The following is a 17503-nucleotide window of genomic DNA, read 5'->3' on the forward strand; positions in this document are numbered from 1 at the left end:
GTCAAATAGATGAATTGACTATTTCCATATGAATTTCATATGTTCAACCGGCGAGAACTCCTACTGCTGCGCGCCATGTACCGGCACGACACCGTCACCGCCGCGGCGGCATCGGTCAACATGACGCAGCCCGCCGCCAGCGCGCTCTTGCGCGACATGGAAACGCGGCTGGGCTTTGCGCTCTTCAGCCGCGAGAACCGGCGGCTGCACCTGACCAGCCAGGGCCGCGCGCTGATCCCGGAAGTCCTCAATGCGTTGGCCGGCATCGAGGCCGTGGACCGGCTGGCCGTCGACATCCGCCAGGGCGCGCTGGCACGGCTTGATGTCGCTGCCGTCGCCATTGCGGCGTCCAGTCTGCTGCCGCCGGCCCTGGCCGGCGTGCGCCGCGCCCATCCGTCCGTGGCCGTGACCGTGCGCGCCGGCACCGCCCTGGAAATCATCGAGATGGCGGTGGACCATCGCATCGACCTGGGCATCATCATCGGTTCGCCGCCGGACATCGACCGCGTGTCCAGCCTGCGGCTGGCGCCCCTGGGGCTGCATGCGGTCATGCCGAAGGACCATCCCTGGGCCAGAAAGGCCACGTTGACGCTCGACGAGGTCGCCGAAGCCGGCCCGATCGTGCTGGCCCCCGCCCTGCCCGCCGGGCGCGCGACGCGTCAGGCGCTGGAGGCACGCGGCCTGCCCTATCGCCCCATCATCGAGGCGGCGCAATCATCGGCGGCGTGCGCGCTGGCCGCGCAAGGCCTGGGTGTGGCCATCGTGGAAAGCCTGGGCGCGCATTACGCCGAACGGCAGGGCCTGGCCGCGCGGCGCCTCTTGGCGCTGGAAGACCCGGTGCTGGCGGTGGTGTGGTCGCGCGACCGCGCGATGAGCGCGCCGGCGCAGGTGCTGCAGGAGGGCTTGGCGAACGAGGCGCGCATGTGGCTGTCGCGCGGGGAGGCCGCGGCTGACGAACGCCAGACGGCGCGAGGCCGGACGCGCGCGCGCCCGGCCGCTTGAAGGTGGCGGGACGGCTTACCAGGAGGTCGTGTAAGCGCCGGGGAACTGCTTGGCCACGAAAGCCTTCACTTCGTCGGATTGGTAGGCCTTGATGAAGCGCGCGATGCGCGGATCGTTCTTGTTGTCCTCGCGCGCGGCGATCACGACGGCCGCAAACGGCGCGTCCTTGCTCTCCAGCACCAGCGCGTCCTTGGCGGGCGACAGGCCGGCGGGGATGGCATAGGCGGAATTCACGGCGGCGGCATCCACGTCCTTGAGCGAGTGCGGCAGCTGCGCGGCCTCGATCTCGACGAACTTCAGGTTCTTGGGGTTCTCGGCGATGTCGAAGATCGACGCCGTCACCGTCACGCCGTCCTTCAGCTTGATCAGCTTGGCGGCCTGCAGCACCAGCAGCGCGCGGGCGCCGTTGGTCGGATCGTTCGGAATGGCCACCTTGCCGCCCTGCGGCAGATCGTCCAGCGACTTCACGCGTTTGGAATAGATGCCCATCTGCTGCACGACGGCCGTCGCCACCGGCACCAGCCTGTAGCCGCGCGCCTTGTTCTGCGATTCCAGGAAAGGCTTGTGCTGGTAGATGTTCACGTCCAGCTCCTTGGCGTCCAGCGCGGCATTGGGCTGGATGAAGTCGCTGAATTCGATCAGCTTGACCTTCAGGCCTTCCTTGGCGGCCACCTGCTGCACGACTTCACCGATCTGCGCGTGCGGGCCGACGGTGACGCCCACCTTCAGCTCGGCGTCCTGCGCCATCGCCGAGGTGCCGGCAAAACCGATAAGGGTGGCAAGTACGGCCAGGGAATGACGAAGGCGCATGGGAGATCTCTAGAGGTAGTCGTAATGAGACCCCGGATTCTAGAGACGCCGCCTCAAAACCGGAAGCGATGAATATTCATATTGATATGTGGATTTCGATATAAACACCGCGATGACAGCGCCGGCGCATGCGGACACAATAGAGCCTGCTTTCATCAACCCACCCGCCTCCATGTCCACGACTACCGAACTCCATCCGCATGCGCGCGCGCTGCTGGCTGACCATTACGCCGCCGTCGACGCCGACCTTCCCGCCCTGCTCGACCTGCTGTTTGCGCGCAGCGCCGGCGAAGACTGGCATAAGGCCGGCACGTTCAAGCATCACCTGCTGGGCGTCTACCGCACGCTGGCGCTGTGGAACCAGCCGCGCGAGGTTCGCCTGCTGGGCCTGTTTCACAGCGTGTACGGCAACGAATACGTGGACCTCACGCTGTTTGACCGTGAACGCGAGCGCAACACGTTGCGCGATGTGCTCGGCGCCGAAGCCGAAGAATGGGTCAGCCTCTTTTGCGCCATGCCGCGCACGCGATTCGTGCAGGCCATCCTGCAGGGACAGGGCACGGGACCGGAAGGCCTGACGCTGGAAGGCGCCGACGGGCAGGTGTTCACGTTCACGCCGCGCCAGGTCGCCGCATTCACCGTGGTGTCCGCCGCCGACATGGGCGAGCAATGGCATAGCTGGCAGGACGAGATCTTTGCCTGCTATCCGCAGCAGCAGCGCCGCGACTTGAAGACCAACTGGGCCTCGTCGCTGTGGCCCGGCCCGCTCAAGCCGCCGTCGAACATCCTGTCGATGCTGTCGCATCTGCTGGCGCCGCTGTCGCGCATGCCGCAGGACACCGGCATTCCGCTGCCGCCCGCCTTCGACAATTGCCGCGCCACGCTCAGCCCGCGCGACGAAGCGGCGGCCAGCGCGCTGTACTGGCAGGTCATCACCCGCATGCATCCCCTGACCGAAATGGACAGCGCCCGCCACATGCTGGAAGCCGCGGTGGAGCACAACCCGTGGGTCGGCGAACCGCGCCTGCTGCTGGCGCAACTGGCGTTGACGTCAGGAGATTTCGAGGCCGCGGAACAGCATGCCGCCGCCGGCCTGGCCGCGCTGCAGGCCTGGGGCACGGCGTGGGACAAGCGCATCGAATGGGCCGGATGGATGGCCTGGGCGCGCATCGAACTGCAGAACGCGCGCGCGCGCAAATGGCCGGAAAACCTGGCCGCGCTGAACGGGCTGGGCCTGGTGGAGTAGCGCCTGCGGGGCTTGCCGGGATGGGACGGCGCGGGCGGCTTTTGCGCCCGCGTTCCTTTGCGAATGGGGTGGCTAGCGCCTACTTGGCTTGCCGGCTTGGACAGGACGGGAGGCTAGCGCCTACGTGCCTTCCCAATGCGGCCCGGGCACGACGATGTCGAACAATTCCAGCACGCGCGCCACGGTGTGATCCACCATCTCTTCGATGGACGCGGGCCGGTGATAGAACGCCGGCAGCGGCGGAAACACGATGCCGCCCATTTCAGTCACCGCCGTCATGTTGCGCAGGTGAGCCAGATTGAACGGCGTCTCGCGCACCATCATCACAAGGCGGCGGCGCTCTTTCAGCGTGACGTCCGCGGCGCGGGTGATCAGGTTGTCGGACAGGCCATGGGCCACGGCCGCCAGCGTGCGCATGGAGCACGGCACGATCACCATGCCCGCGGTCTGGAAAGCGCCGCTGGCCAGCGTGGCACCCACGTCGCGCACGCTGTGCACATGATCGGCCAGCGCATAGACGTCGTGGCGGCTGACATCGAGCTCATGCTTGATGTTCAGCACGCCAGAGGCGGACACCACCAGGTGCGTCTCGACGTCTTCGACGTTGCGCAGCGCCTGCAGCATGCGCACCGCGTAGAGCGCGCCGGTGGCGCCCGTGATGCCGACGACGAGCCGCCGCATGATGCGTCAGGCCGTGGCGCCGGATTGCTCCAGCAGCGTCTTCAGTTCGCCGGACTCGTTCATCTCATTCATGATGTCCGAGCCGCCGATGAACTCGCCAGACACGTACAACTGCGGAATGGTGGGCCAGCTGGAGAACTCCTTGATGCCCTGGCGGACTTCGTCGTCCTCCAGCACATTGACCGTGACGAGCTTCTTCACGCCACAGCCTTTCAGGATCTGAATGGCCTTGCCGGAGAAGCCGCATTGCGGGAACTGGGCGGTGCCCTTCATGAACAGCACGACGGGGTGCTGGGTAACGGTTTCACGGATGAATTCTTGAACGTCGCTCATGGTGGTCTCTTGGACTGGCAAAACGGAATGGGTCAATTATAGGTACACCCGGGAAAACCGCCCGATTACCCCGGCGCGGGGCCGGTAAATCCGGGGCAAACGCAACAACACGTGTCGGACCGGGCGAGCTGCGCGGGAAGGTGTCAGACACCCGGGTGACGGCGCGGCAACCTGAACGGGCATATCCAGGGTGTCAGACACCAGAGGAGATCCAGGGTGTCAGACACTAGAGGACCGGGTGTCTGATACCCCGACGAGAGAGTCTACGCCTTGAACGGGCGCATCGCGGGGTGTCAGACACCTGCGACCAGCAAACGCCCGCCCGAGATCCGCTCGATCCCCGCCAGATCCTGCCGGCTGTGCACGTCTGCAAACCCGGCCTGGCGCAGCATGCCGCGTACCCGCTCCGCCTGATCCCAGCCATGTTCCATCCACAGCGAGCCGCCGGGCTTCAGGCGGGCGCCGGCGCCTTCGACAATGCGCGCCAGATCCTCCAGCCCGCCCGCGCCATCGGTCAACGCGCCGCGCGGCTCAAAGCGCAGGTCGCCCTGCTCCAGATGCGGATCGTCGCTGGCCACATACGGCGGATTGGACACGATCAGGTCAAAGCCCTCGCCAGCCGGCACGGCCTCGTACCAGCTGCCTTCGACAAAGCGCACGGCAGCGGTCAACTCCCACGCGTTCGCGGCAGCCACGGCCAGCGCGGCCGCGCTGACGTCCGACGCCATCACGCGCGCGTCGCGACGCGCCAGCGCGATCGACACCGCGATCGCGCCGCTGCCCGTGCCCAGGTCCAGCACCATCGGCCCGGTGACGCCAGCAATGCATTCCAGCGCGGTTTCGACCAGCACTTCCGTGTCGGGCCGCGGAATCAGCACGTCGGGCGTCACCCGGAACCGGTGCCCCATGAACTCGCGATGGCCCAGCAGGTAGGCCATGGGTTCGCCCGCCAGCCGGCGCAGCGCCAGGGCCTCGTATGCCGCCGCCACCTCGGGCGCCAGCGCATCGGTGTCGTGCGCCAGCAGCCAGGCGCGCGGCTTGTCCAGCACGTGCTCCAGCAGCATGCGCACTTCCAGGCGCGGCAGGCGCGTGTCCAGCAGCAGGCTCTTGATCTGGGGCGCGGTCATCGCGTCGGCCTCAGATGTCGTCGCCCAGCGCGGCAAGCTGCTCGGCCTGGTGCTCGGCGATCAGCGCGCCGGTCAGTTCCTCGAGGTCGCCTTCCATGATCTGCTGCAGCTTATACAGCGTCAGATTGATGCGGTGATCGGTCACGCGGCCCTGCGGATAGTTGTAGGTGCGGATGCGCTCGGAGCGGTCGCCCGTGCCGATGAGGCTCTTGCGCTCGGCCGCTTCCTTGCTCTGGCGCTCGCGTTCTTCCTTGTCCTTCAGGCGCGCGGCCAGCACCTGCATGGCCTTGTCCTTGTTGCGGTGCTGCGAACGGTCGTCCTGGCATTCGACCACAAGCCCGGTCGGCAAGTGGGTGATGCGCACCGCCGAATCGGTCTTGTTGATGTGCTGGCCGCCCGCGCCGCTGGCGCGGAAGGTATCGATGCGCAGGTCGCTGGGATTGATGACGATCTCGGACATGGCGTCGGCTTCGGCCATGATGGCGACCGTGCAGGCCGACGTGTGGATGCGGCCCTGCGCCTCAGTCGCCGGCACGCGCTGCACGCGGTGCGCCCCCGACTCGAACTTCAAACGACCATACGCGCCGTCGCCGTCGATGCGCGCGATCACTTCCTTGTAGCCGCCCAGCTCGGACGGGCTTTCGGACATCAGTTCCACGCGCCAGCCGCGCTGTTCCGCGTAGCGCGTGTACATGCGCAAGAGGTCGCCCGAGAACAGCGCGCTTTCGTCGCCCCCCGTGCCCGCGCGGATTTCCAGGAACACGCTGCGCCCGTCGTTGGGGTCGCGCGGCAGGAGCAGCAGCTGCAGCGCCGCTTCCAGCGTTTCCAGCTTTCCGCGCCCGGTCTTGATCTCTTCTTCGGCCATCGCCTTCATGTCGGGCTCGGACAGCATCTCCTGCGCCGTCGCGATGTCTTCCTCGGTGCGGGCGAACGCGGTGAAGGCTTCGACCACCGGTTCCAGTTCGGCGCGCTCGCGGGAAAGCTTGCGAAAGCGGTCCATGTCGGACGCGGTTTCCGGTTCGGCGAGCAAGGCATCGACCTCGATCAGGCGATGGCACAAATGCTCCAGCCGGCTGCGCATGGAAGATTTCATGAGGGGAAGACCCAAGGAGAAGACAGAAAAAGCGGGCGCCCACAAAGCGAACGCCCGCCATGAGGCGGGGCGTGGGGCAGAGCCGCTAACGGCGGGAGTCGCGGCCGGGGAAGAGGCGCGGCATCCAGGCAAGCAGTTGCTTGCGGTCGTCGCCTTCGCTGCGGTTCAGCGCCGCGAGCGGGCCGTGCAGGTACTTTTGCGTCAGGCCGTGCGCCAGTTGTTCGAGCACGGCTTCGGGCGATTCGCCCCGCGCGAGCAGGCGGCGGGCGCGTTCCAGTTCGGCGGCGCGGACGTCCTCGGCGGCCTGGTGCAGGTCGCGGATGACGGGCACCACTTCGCGGGATTGCATCCAGTGCATGAAGCCCTGGACGCGGGTTTCGATGATGGCTTCGGCTTGCACCACCGCGGCGCGGCGGGCGTCGGTGCCGGTCTGCACCAGCCGGCCCAGATCGTCGACGGAATACAGGTACACGTCGTCCAGGCGCCCGACTTCGGGTTCGATGTCGCGCGGCACGGCCAGATCGATCATGACCATCGGGCGGTGACGGCGCAGGCGCGTGGCCCGTTCCACCATCCCCAGACCGAGGATGGGCAGGGAGCTTGCCGTACAGGAAACGACGACGTCGAATTCGGACAGCCGCTCGGTCAGGTCGGACAGCTTCATCGTGCTGGCCGAGAAGCGGTTGGCCAGCAGTTCGGCGCGTTCGGCCGTGCGGTTGGCCACCACCATGCTGCGCGGATGCTGCGCGGCAAAGTGCGTGGCGCACAATTCGATCATTTCGCCCGCGCCGATGAACAGCGTGCGGGCCTGGTCCAGATTGCCGAACACACGCTCGGCCAGGCGCACCGCGGCGGCGGCCATGGACACGGACTCGGCGCCGATGGCGGTTTGCGAACGGACTTCCTTGGCGACCGAGAAGGTGCGCTGGAACATCTGATGCAGCAGGGTGCCCAGGGAACCGGCTTCGCCGGCGGCACGCACCGCGTCCTTCATCTGGCCCACGATCTGGGTTTCGCCCAGCACCATGGAATCCAGGCCGCTCGCCACGCGGAAGGCGTGACGCACGGCGTCGTCTTGATGATGGCGATATAGGTGCGGGCGCAGCGTGCCGGCGTCCAGGCGGTTGTGTTCGGCCAGCCAGGCGGGCAACTGATCCGCCACATGGCCGTCGGCCGCGCAGTAGATCTCGGTGCGATTACAGGTAGACAGGATGGCGGCTTCGCGGACGGAGCCGCCGAACGCCGAACGCAAGCCTTCGAGGGCGGGCTTGACCAGATCGACGGGCATGGACACGCGCTCGCGGACCGATACCGGCGCGGACGTGTGATTCAGACCGAAGGCAAGGACAGCTACCGACATGTGTGAGGGATGGCGGAAAGCCACCCGCGGCTAAGCGTTAAGAACTGCCACTATATGAACAATGTGTCGCAGCCCGCTTGTCTCGCGTCAAAGGCGGGAAAGCATCCGGCTGTAACAACAAAACCGCTGACGATTATACTCCTGCGGGTTATCCCCAGGCCACTTCCGCCCCCGATTGCCGTCAGATGACGCCTTTTCGTGCCGCGAAGCCAACAGTCTGCGGCGACGGGCGATCCGGGGAATCCGTGCGGTTCAGAAAAAAGTGGCGCAACGCGGGCCCGGCTGGCACAAGCCCGAAAAATTGTGTATAGTTGCGGACTTCGTTGGCCTGGTAGCTCAGTCGGTAGAGCAGAGGATTGAAAATCCTTGTGTCGGTGGTTCGATTCCGCCCCAGGCCACCAAAAGCATTCGGGACTTCGGTTCCCACGAAAAACCCAGCCCTCGCGCTGGGTTTTTTGTTGAGTTTTTTGGTGGCGGCGGCGTGTGCGCCTCCACCTGTCCCGACATTTTGTGTATAGTGGCGGGCTTCGTTGGCCTGGTAGCTCAGTCGGTAGAGCAGAGGATTGAAAATCCTTGTGTCGGTGGTTCGATTCCGCCCCAGGCCACCAAAAGATTCCTGCACTTAGCCCCGCCCGGTATTTACTGCGGCGGGGTTTTTGCTTTTAGGCGCGCCAATTGCCAGACATGCTTGCGATACCTACCCCACGCCGGCAGCGCTCGCATTAAATGCGCCATTCGCCATTCGCGAATTGCGAATGGCGACATCCACATTGCCCTTCTGGCCCACCGCATTTCGCGATATCGTGACATGCCGCCGTTTCGTAGTCGATCTCAAGTAACCGCACGTCCGTCCCCCACCACGGAGTCGCACCATGCGCGCCCGCGCACGAATCCTCTTCTGCCTGTTTGGCCTGGTCCTGGGATGGGCGCGCGTGGCGCTTGCGGCGGAAACTCCCGCGCCCGCCGCGCCGCCGCCCGCGATCCAGATGGCCGAAATCCCGCTGCGGGCGGATACGGATTTGCGCTACGCCGAGGGCGTGTTGCAGCGCGCGGCCACGGCGGATCCGCTGACCGCGCTGATGCCGCCGCTCGATGCCATCGCCAAATCCGCCGACGAAAAGCTTTACGAATTCCAGCCGGCCCAGCTGCGCAACTTTCCCATCATGCGGCTGGAAAGCCTGGAGCGGCACTGGCTTTTCGACGTGCGGCGGCTGGCGCGCTGGCGGGCCGACATGCGGCAGGCGACGGCCTGGTACGCCAGTGACGCAGCCGAGCTGCTGCGCCGGCGCACGGCCTGGCAGGCGATCAAGGACGCCCCGGGTGCGGCGGGGCTGCCGGCGGCACTGGCCGACCGCGTCGACGTGGTGATCGCGCAGTTGCTGGCGGCCAGCCAGGCGCTGTCCGTGCCGCTGTCGCGCCAGGTCGAACTGGAACAGCGGGCCAATGCGATCGAGGAACAGATCAAGGCAGGCCAGCGCCAGGTGATGGAGGCGATCAGCTACGTCGACGCGCGGCTATTGCGGGTGGATTCCCCGCCGCTCTGGGCGTTGGACTGGTCCGGACGATCCGACCAGGACACCATGACCCTTCTGCGCCAAGGTCTGGACATCGAGGTCCGCTTCGCGCGCGACTACGGCGCCGCCGGCGCCAGCAATCAGCGCGCGCTGCACACCTTGCAACTGCTGCTCCTGCCGCTGCTGATCTGGCTGGCCAGAAAGAGCCGCAACGCCATCCGCACCGGCGTCATGAGCGAAACCGCCGCCGGTGTGCTCGGGCGGCCGATCTCCACGTGGGTCCTGCTGTCGATGATGGGCGTGCTGGCCCTGGAGCCGGACGCGCCGTTGATGGTGCAGCAGATCGCCCTGGTGCTGGCGGCGGTGCCGGTGCTGCGCCTGCTTCCGCCCGCCAGCCGCCGGCATCTGGACCATTGGCCGCGCGTCATCACCGTGCTCTTCCTTGCCGAGCGGCTGGGCTTCCTGTTCCTGGCCAACACCCTCTTCTATCGCCTGTCGACCGTGGCGGCGGCGGTGGCGGCCCTGACGGCCATTCTGTGGCTCCTGGCGCGCGGACGGCGCCAGACCTATCCGCCCGGCTCCGAGCGGCTGGTGCGCGCCTTGCGCGCCGTCGCCTGGTGCGCGGCAGCCCTGCTGTGCGTGTCGCTGGGCGCGAACCTCATCGGCAATGTGTCGCTGTCCGAAATGCTGACCAGCGGGATCATCGGCAGCGGCTACTTCGGGCTGGTGCTGTACGCGGGCGTCACCGTCATCATCACGTTGCTGCAGCTTCTGTTGACCCGCCAGGGCATTTCGCGCTTCCGGCTTGCGCGCGAACATGCGCCGCCGCTGGTGCTGCTGCTGATCCGTCTTATCAGTGCCGCCGCGGTCGTGGGCTGGGCGGTCTACACCATGGACCGCTTCCGCGTCCTGCGCACCACCTACGCCTTCGTGACGCAGGTGCTGTCCTACACGCTGGAGGTCGGCGAGGTCTCGATCAGCCTGGGCAACATCCTGGTCTTCGCGATCTCGGTCGTGATTGCCTTCTGGGCCGCGCGCGCGGTGCGTCTTATCCTGCACGACGAGGTCCTGACCCGCATGTCGCTGCCGCGCGGCGTCGGCAACAGCATCGCCTCGCTGTCGTACTACCTGGTGCTGCTGCTGGGATTGGGCATCGCGCTGTCGGCCGCGGGTTTCCAGACCAGCCAGCTCACCATCGTGTTCGGCGCCTTGGGCGTAGGCATCGGCTTTGGCCTGCAGGGCGTGGTGAACAACTTCGTGTCGGGCCTGATCCTGATGTTCGAGCGGCCGATTCAGCCCGGCGATGTCGTGGAGATCGGCGGCACGTCGGGCCAGGTGCGGGATATCGGCATGCGCGCCACCCGCATCAAGACGTTCGACGGCGCCGACGTGATCGTCCCGAACGGCACATTGCTGTCCGACAAACTGACCAACTGGACGATGCTGGACCGCAGCCGCAGGATCGAGATCAGCATCGGGCTGGCCTACGGCACCGACCCGCGGCGGGTGCTCACGCTGCTGGACGACGTCGCGCGGCAGACGCCGGGCGTCGTCACGGAGCCTGCGCCGATGGTGCTCTTCATGGGCTTTGGCGCCAGCACGCTGGATTTCAGCTTGCGCGCGTGGACTTACGACTTCGACCGGTGGATCGAGATCCGCAGCGACATGCTGGCGCGGATGTACGACACGCTGCGTGACGCGGGCATCCAGATCCCCTTTCCGCAGCGGGACTTGCACTTGCGCAGTGTTTCGGAAGAGGCTGGCCGTGCGATCTTCGCGGCCAGGCAACCCGGACCGGACGCCCCGTCTGCGGGCTGAAGCTGTACCTGGCAGAAGTTGTACCTTAAGCGCCGGCCTCGGCGCCGCTTCACCCGCCGGCCATCACCGGCACCGTCAACCCGTTCTTCACCCGGCTCATCACCACCAGCGTCGAGAACCGCTTCACGTTCGGATTGCCCCAGAAGTACCGCTGCGCGAACACCTCGTATTCGGCCATGTCGCGCATGGTGAGCGTCAGCACGAAATCGACCTCGCCGGTCACCGACAGGCATTGCATGATTTCGGGCGCGTTTTGCATGGCGCGCTTGAACTGGTCGAGTTTGTCGGCGCGTTCGCTTTCCAATGACACCAGCACGACCATCGTGATGCCGCGGCCCACGGCGGCGGGGTCGACGACGGACACGTCCGCCGTCACCACCTTGGCTTCGCGCAGCCGCTTCATGCGGCGCAGGCACGATACCGGCGACAGGTTCACGCGTTGCGCGACGTCCTGGCTGGTGCGCTGGTTGTCCTCCTGCAGGCTTTGCAGGATCTGCAGGTCGAAATCGTCTAGTTCCATGAGGGGCTCGGAACGCGGGGAAATGGCGCCCAGGATGGCGCGGGAGAGGCTATTGGAGGATTCTAGTCGGGGCGGCGATGCAATTCTTCGCGATTTCGACGGGAAACTTCATTTCGGGTCCGCTGGACGCAGGAATTATTCAGGCCGCTTGCTTACACTGGGAGCCCTCCGCCCGCACATGCGGGATTTTTCACGCTGCACCCGCAATGCCCTCACTCCAGTTGTTCCTGCTGTTCCTGGCCGCCGATGCGGCCTTGAAGCTTACGCCCGGCCCCGACATGGCGCTTACGCTGTCGCGAGGCATGACGCAGGGATTCCGCCCCGCTTTCCATAGCGTGCTGGGCAACGTGGCGGCCGGGTTCATCCAGGTGCCCGCCGTGGTGCTGGGGCTGGCGTCGGTGCTGCGGACCTTTCCCACGCTGTTCGTCGGCATCAAGGCGGCGGGCGGCCTGTACCTTGGCTACCTGGGCATCAAGGCCATGATCCGGTGCGCGAACGCCGCCGAGGTGTCGCTGGCGGCCCAGCCCGGCGACGCGCGCGACGCCTTCTGGCAAGGCTTCATCACCAATCTGCTGAACCCGAAGGTGCTGCTTTTCATGATCGCCTTCCTGCCGCAGTTCACCTCGCCGGACAACGGGCCGGTCTGGATCCAGATGCTGGTGCTGGGCGTCACGATGAAGGCGCTCAGCCTGCCCTACGGCAGCTGCTTTGCGTACGGCGCATCGCGCATCCGCGGCTGGGTCGGGCGCAACCCCTGGTTCCTGCGCACGCAGCAGGGGCTGCTGGGCGCAATCATGTTCGGGCTGGCGATCTACGTGCTGATTTCCACAGCGATGCATCCACAGCCCTGACCGCTCATTCGCCCGCCTGAACCGACGACGCCATTGCACACCCTCAGCCTTCCATGACCGCCGCCACCTTGAACAACGGACACCCCAGCGCCACGTCCACCCTGCTGCCCACCCTGTCGCTGATCGGCGCCATGGCCTCCTTGTGCGTGGGCACCTCGTTCGCCAAATCGCTGTTTCCCGAAGTGGGCGCGCAAGGCACCACCGCATACCGCATCGTCATCGGCGCCATCATCCTGCTGGCCTTCTGGCGGCCGTGGCGCTTTCCGCTCACGCGCCGCAACGCCGCAAAGATCGCCCTGTACGGCGTGACGCTGGCGTGCATGAACCTGCTGTTCTACATGGCGCTCAAGACTCTGCCGCTGGGCATTGCCATCGCCATCGAATTCACCGGGCCGCTCACGCTGGCTGTCGTGCTGTCGCGGCGCGCCATCGACTTCGTCTGGATCGCCTGCGCGCTGGCCGGCCTGATCCTGCTGATCCCCACCGGGCAGTCCGTGCACGATCTCGATCCGCAAGGCATCGCGTACGCACTGGGCGCTGCCGTGTGCTGGGCGCTGTACATCATCTTCGGCAAGATGGCCGGAGACGTGCATGGCGGCCAGGCCACGTCGCTGGGCCTACTGGCGGCCACGATGGTGGCCCTGCCGGTCGGCGCGGCGCACGCGGGTATGGCGCTATTGGATCCCAAGTTGATCCTGGCCGGCGTGGCCGTCGGCATCCTGTCCAGCGCCCTGCCTTACTCGCTGGAAATGGTGGCGCTGCGGCGGCTGCCGCAAAAGACCTTCGGCGTGCTGCTCAGCATGGAGCCCGCAATGGGCGCGCTGGCCGGGGTCGTGGTGCTTAACGAGCACCTGTCGCAGACGCAATGGCTGGCAATCTGCGGCATCATCATCGCGTCCGCCGGCTGCGCAGCCACGGCGCAGCGTGGCCGCAAGGCGCCGATCCCCGCGCCTGATTGATCAGACCCCTGCGCGCGCGGACGGTGTCTCACCAGGTGTCTGACACCCTGGGGAGAGGATCGTCCGCTTGCAGCGGCATCTCAACGGGTGTCAGACACCGCCGCAACAAATCGCCCGCCCCTCGTACCCCTCACCAGGTGTCTGACACCCTGGGGAGAGGATCGTCCGCTTGCAACGGCATCTCAACGGGTGTCAGACACCGCCGCAACAAATTGCTCGCCCCTCGTACACCTTGCGGCGGCTGTTACCCGCCCGCTCACTCGGCCGACAGCCCCTTGCTCCGGATGACCGCGCCCCAGCGCGCGTGTTCCTGGCGCGCGTATGCCTCGAACGCCTGCGGCGTGCTGCCGGCCGGTTCCATGCCCTGCAAGGTAAGCTGCTTGACCACGTCCGGCGAGGCCAGGGTTTGCCGGATTGCGCGGCTAAGCGTCTCCACCACCGGCGCCGGCGTGCCGGCCGGGGCCACCACGCCCTGCCAGGCCGCCGCCTCGAAAGCCGGACCGCCCGCCTCGGCAAAGGTCGGCACCTTGGCCAGTTGCCCGGATCGTGCGGCGGACGGCACCGCGATGGCATGCAGCCTGCCCGCCTGGATCAGCGGCCGCGCGGCGGCCAGGTCCGCCATCATCAGCGGCACCACGCCAGCAGCAACGTCCTGAAGCGCCGGCGGCGTCCCCTTGTACGGCACGGCCGTGGCGCGCCCCCCGATCGTTTCCATGAACAATTCCATCGCCAGATGGTGCGGACTGCCCATGCCCAGCGAGGCGTAACTGCCCGGCTCCTTGCGCTTCAGATACGTCTTGACGTCGTCCAGCGTGCGCAGCCCGGAATCCGGGGCGGTCACCAGGACGATGGGCAGCGCCACCAGCGTGGACACCGGCGTGAAGTCGGCCTGGGGATCGTAGGGCAAATCGCTGTAGAGCCACGGGTTGAGCGCCAGCGTGCTCATGCCGGCGGTCAGCACCGTGTAACCATCCGGCTGCGCGCGCGCGGCCTCCTGCGCGGCGACGATGGTGGCCGCGCCGGGCCGGTTCTCGACCACCACCGGCTGGCCCAGCGTCTGGCCGACATGCCGGGCCACGATGCGCGTGGCCAGATCGCTGCCGCCGCCAGCACTGAACGGCACCAGCCAGCGGATGGGGCGATCGGGATATCCGCCCGCCACCGACGCGGCCGGAATGGCCGCCGCCAGCGCGGCCGACAACAGCATGCGCAGCACGCCCTGAAACATGAAGCTCACTCCTTTTGCACTTCGATTGGGGGCATTGCGCGGGATCAGGCGCGGGCGGCGTTCAGCCAACGCAGGCCGGCCGAGGTCACGCCCGCAGGGCGGTACTCGCAACCGATCCAGCCGCCGTACTGCAACTCACGCAGCACGCCGAAGATCCAGCCGTAATCGAGTTCGCCGCGGTCGGGCTCCTGGCGCAGCGGCACCCCGGCGATCTGCAGATGGCCGACCCGCCCGGTGGGCAGGTATTCGCGCAGCTTGGCGGTGACGTCGCCCTCGACGATCTGGCAGTGATAGAGGTCCATCTGGACTTTCAGGTTGGGCGCGTCGACCGCCTGCACGACGGCGTGCGCCTCGTCCTGGCGGTTCAGGAAGTAGCCGGGGATGTCGCGCGTGTTGATCGGCTCGATCAGCAGTGTGACGCCGGCGGACCGGGCCTCGCGCGCAGCCCAGTCCAGATTGGCCAGATAGCAGTCCCGCATCTCATCGCGCGACGCGTCCGGCGGCGCCACGCCCGCCATCACGTGGACGTTGGAACAAGACAGCGCGGTGGCATAGCAGAGCGCCTGCTCGATGCCGGCCTGGAACTCTTCCTGCCTGCCCGGCAGCGCCGCCAGGCCGCGGTCGCCCTGCGCGGTGATGCCGGGCGGCGCATTGAACAGCACCTGCGCCACGCCGGCAGCGTCCATGCGCTCGCGCACGAACGCGGCGGGAGCTTCATACGGAAACATGCACTCCACGCCCGCAAAGCCGTCGGCCGCTGCCGCCGCATAGCGGTCGAGGAACGCATGTTCCGGGTACATCATCGACAGATTGGCGGCGAACTTCAGCATGGCGGGCTCCTGGCGCGTGATGCCGCCGCGGGCGGCGGCATCCGCCGAAAATAGCACAGCCGGGCGCCGCCCCCAACCCGGTCAGTACGTCATGCGCACGCCCAGCAACACGCTGCGTCCGGGCAACGGCGCCACCGACGAGATAAACGACGCGTGGTTGTAGGCCAGCTTGTTCAACAGGTTGGTGCCGCGCAGGTAGACCTCGTAGCCCGTCGCGCCGTACTGGCCGCGATACGCGACGACCGCGTTGACCATGTTGTAGCCCGGGGTGGTGTCCTCGTACGCCGCAATGTCCTTCTGCGCGAACACGCGGGCGTATTCGACGCCGCCCGACCACTGCTGCCACTTGAAGTTGCCGCGCACGCCCGCGCGCCCTGCCGGAATGCGCGGCAGATTGCCGTCGCCGCCCGTCAGCCTGCCCCGCACGTAGTCGCCGAACACCGCCGCCGAGAAGACCGGCGTGAACTGGTGCCGCAGCTCGCCTTCCACGCCCGTGAATTCCGCATCCTGCTGCGTGTATTCGATCAGGCGGAAATCCTCGAAGCGATCCAGCGTATTGGCGTAGATGTAGTTCTTGACGCGGTTGTGGAACACGCTGGCCGAGAACGTCGTGTCGCCCGAATGCTTGCGCAGCGTCAGGTCGATGTTGTGCGACGTTTCGCGCGTCAGGTCCGGATTACCCAGTTCATACGTATTGGTGGCAAGGTGAACGCCGTCCGCATACAGTTCCTGCGCGTTGGGCAGGCGCTGCGAGCGTGACAGCGACAGCGCCACCGAATACTGCGGCGCGAAGTCCCAGATCGCGGCGGCCGACAGCGACGTGCCCGACAGGCTGCTGCGCGGCGCGCCGCCCGACGGCGACACGCGCTGCCAGTCCTGGCGCGCGCCCAACTCGAACCGCCAGTCGTTGAACTGGTATTCCTCCAGCACGAAAATGCCGTTCGACCGCGTCTTGCTGGGCGGCAGGAACGCCTCTTCGCCTTCGGCGCTGAAATCGCTGTACGCATTCTGCAGACCGATCACGCCGCGCCAGCCGGCGATGGGCTTGTGCTGCAGCTCCACCCGCATGTCGTAGCCCTTGTTCTTGAAGCGCGTGCCAACCTCGCCGCCTTCGATCTCATCGTGCTGGTAGTCCGTCAGGCCGCCGCGAAAGCGGATCTTCTCGAAGCCGGCAAACGGATCCTGGTATTCCGCGCGCAGATCCACCCGGTTGCTGCGCAGCTTCACGTAGGGCACGCCGCCATGCTCGTGATCGTGGTCGTGACCTTCCTCGCCCTCGTCGCCGTGGTCATGATCGTGGCCGCCGCAGTGCAGATGCGTGCCGTGCGGGTGACACCCTTCGTACTCGTGGTTGTGTCCTGGCAGGCCGTATTCGCTTTGCAGATGCGTGAAGGCCACGCCCACATAGCCGCGCGGCGTGATCCACGACATGCCCACCGAGCCCTGCGTCGATTCGCTGTACGAGCCTTCCAGCGTGCCGCCGGGCCAGTCCGGCACGTCGTAGTCGCTGGTGCGGCGCTTCATGCCTTCGACGCGCACCGCGAACTGGCCTTCGCCCGCCGTGATGCCCACGGCACCGGCGCGCTCCTTGGTGCCGGTGGCGCCGCGCAGCTCGGCTTCGGCGGCGATGCCTTTCTCCGGCACCTCGGTGGGGATTTTCTTGTCCACCACGTTCACCACGCCGCCGATCGCGCCGCCGCCATACAGCAGCGTGGCCGGCCCGCGCAGGACTTCGATGCGATCGGCCAAGAGGGGCTCGACCGTCACGGCATGGTCGGGGGAGATGGCCGAGGCGTCCATCACTTCGGACCCATCGGACAGCACCTTCACCCGGGGCGCGGTCTGCCCGCGTATCACCGGGCGGCTGGCGCCGCCGCCAAACGTGTCGCTGTTCACGCCCGGCAGGTTCTTGAGGGTCTCGCCCAGCGTCCCGTTGCGTTGCTCGATCAGCGCGTCACCTTCCAGGACCGAGGCGGGCAGCGTGGTGCTGTTCAAGTCCAGCCCCAACGGGTTGGCGGACACGGTGATCGGCGCGACGGTCTGCGCGCGCGTTTCGCTCGCGGTCTGCGCCTGCGCCACGGGCGCCATCAGCATCAGCGAGCACACCAGCGGTTTCAGGGGCGCCCGGCCT

General features: G+C 66.9%; 15 protein-coding genes and 2 tRNA genes. 7 read left to right on the forward strand and 10 right to left on the reverse strand.

Translation table 11 applies throughout. The features are described 5' to 3' along the window. The first annotated feature begins 39 nt into the window (after positions 1-39). Positions 40-1002 (forward strand): LysR family transcriptional regulator, encoded by a 963-nt coding sequence (locus V6V88_RS25400; RefSeq protein ID WP_279991247.1) that lies wholly within the window; start codon positions 40-42, stop codon positions 1000-1002. Positions 1003-1017: 15 nt separating this feature from the next. On the opposite strand, the gene V6V88_RS25405 is transcribed toward V6V88_RS25400, so the two are convergent. Then, positions 1018-1812, reverse strand: a complete 795-nt coding sequence (locus V6V88_RS25405) for a MetQ/NlpA family ABC transporter substrate-binding protein (RefSeq protein WP_338616926.1) — start codon at positions 1810-1812, stop codon at positions 1018-1020. 172 nt (positions 1813-1984) lie between these two features. On the opposite strand from V6V88_RS25405, the gene V6V88_RS25410 reads away from it, so the two are divergent. Further along, entirely contained in the window at positions 1985-3058 is a 1074-nt protein-coding gene (locus V6V88_RS25410) for a tetratricopeptide repeat protein (RefSeq protein WP_056319909.1), read from the forward strand. 120 nt (positions 3059-3178) lie between these two features. Here the strand turns inward: V6V88_RS25410 and V6V88_RS25415 are convergent, their stop codons facing one another. From V6V88_RS25415 to hemA, 5 genes are all read right to left on the reverse strand, one after another. Beyond that, the gene (locus tag V6V88_RS25415) at positions 3179-3739 is read right to left on the reverse strand and encodes a UbiX family flavin prenyltransferase (protein ID WP_056319911.1); all 561 of its coding nucleotides are present in this window, start codon (positions 3737-3739) and stop codon (positions 3179-3181) included. 6 nt (positions 3740-3745) lie between these two features. After that, positions 3746-4072 carry a Grx4 family monothiol glutaredoxin gene (gene grxD / locus V6V88_RS25420; protein WP_056319914.1) on the reverse strand — a complete coding sequence of 109 codons (327 nt, stop codon included), beginning with the start codon at positions 4070-4072 and terminating at the stop codon, positions 3746-3748. 293 nt (positions 4073-4365) lie between these two features. Further along, positions 4366-5199 carry a peptide chain release factor N(5)-glutamine methyltransferase gene (prmC, locus tag V6V88_RS25425; protein ID WP_338616929.1) on the reverse strand — a complete coding sequence of 278 codons (834 nt, stop codon included), beginning with the start codon at positions 5197-5199 and terminating at the stop codon, positions 4366-4368. A gap of 10 nt (positions 5200-5209) precedes the next feature. Beyond that, positions 5210-6292, reverse strand: coding sequence for a peptide chain release factor 1 (gene prfA / locus V6V88_RS25430; protein ID WP_056319917.1), 1083 nt, complete (start codon positions 6290-6292; stop codon positions 5210-5212). Positions 6293-6377: 85 nt separating this feature from the next. Continuing rightward, a complete protein-coding gene (gene hemA, locus V6V88_RS25435; protein ID WP_338616931.1) occupies positions 6378-7652 on the reverse strand; it encodes a glutamyl-tRNA reductase in 1275 nt (424 codons plus the stop codon). A gap of 325 nt (positions 7653-7977) precedes the next feature. Between hemA and V6V88_RS25440 the strand changes: the two genes are divergently transcribed. From V6V88_RS25440 to V6V88_RS25450, 3 genes are all read left to right on the forward strand, one after another. Next, positions 7978-8053: transfer RNA gene (locus V6V88_RS25440), tRNA-Phe, on the forward strand. A 131-nt stretch (positions 8054-8184) separates the two neighbouring features. Then, positions 8185-8260: transfer RNA gene (locus V6V88_RS25445), tRNA-Phe, on the forward strand. Between the two features lie 264 nt (positions 8261-8524). Beyond that, complete coding sequence (locus tag V6V88_RS25450; RefSeq protein ID WP_338616933.1) at positions 8525-10984, forward strand: mechanosensitive ion channel domain-containing protein; 2460 nt, start codon at positions 8525-8527, stop codon at positions 10982-10984. 49 nt (positions 10985-11033) lie between these two features. On the opposite strand, the gene V6V88_RS25455 is transcribed toward V6V88_RS25450, so the two are convergent. Beyond that, a complete protein-coding gene (locus V6V88_RS25455) occupies positions 11034-11504 on the reverse strand; it encodes an Lrp/AsnC family transcriptional regulator (protein ID WP_056319925.1) in 471 nt (156 codons plus the stop codon). A 206-nt stretch (positions 11505-11710) separates the two neighbouring features. Here V6V88_RS25455 and V6V88_RS25460 point away from each other — a divergent pair, with 206 nt between their 5' ends. Both V6V88_RS25460 and V6V88_RS25465 read left to right on the forward strand, forming a co-directional pair. After that, positions 11711-12355 carry a LysE family translocator gene (locus V6V88_RS25460; RefSeq protein WP_081100881.1) on the forward strand — a complete coding sequence of 215 codons (645 nt, stop codon included), beginning with the start codon at positions 11711-11713 and terminating at the stop codon, positions 12353-12355. A gap of 53 nt (positions 12356-12408) precedes the next feature. Continuing rightward, positions 12409-13314 (forward strand): EamA family transporter, encoded by a 906-nt coding sequence (locus tag V6V88_RS25465; RefSeq protein WP_338616936.1) that lies wholly within the window; start codon positions 12409-12411, stop codon positions 13312-13314. A 256-nt stretch (positions 13315-13570) separates the two neighbouring features. Here V6V88_RS25465 and V6V88_RS25470 read toward each other — a convergent pair whose 3' ends face one another. The 3 genes from V6V88_RS25470 to V6V88_RS25480 form a co-directional block, all read right to left on the reverse strand. Then, entirely contained in the window at positions 13571-14542 is a 972-nt protein-coding gene (locus tag V6V88_RS25470) for a tripartite tricarboxylate transporter substrate binding protein (RefSeq protein WP_338616937.1), read from the reverse strand. Between the two features lie 44 nt (positions 14543-14586). Next, positions 14587-15372 (reverse strand): 2-oxo-tetronate isomerase, encoded by a 786-nt coding sequence (gene otnI / locus V6V88_RS25475; RefSeq protein ID WP_280003344.1) that lies wholly within the window; start codon positions 15370-15372, stop codon positions 14587-14589. An 81-nt stretch (positions 15373-15453) separates the two neighbouring features. Then, positions 15454-17466 (reverse strand): TonB-dependent receptor, encoded by a 2013-nt coding sequence (locus tag V6V88_RS25480; RefSeq protein ID WP_338619728.1) that lies wholly within the window; start codon positions 17464-17466, stop codon positions 15454-15456. Positions 17467-17503: the final 37 nt, after the last annotated feature.

Source organism: Achromobacter sp. E1 (assembly GCF_037039475.1).
Lineage (GTDB): Bacteria > Pseudomonadota > Gammaproteobacteria > Burkholderiales > Burkholderiaceae_B > Achromobacter > Achromobacter mucicolens.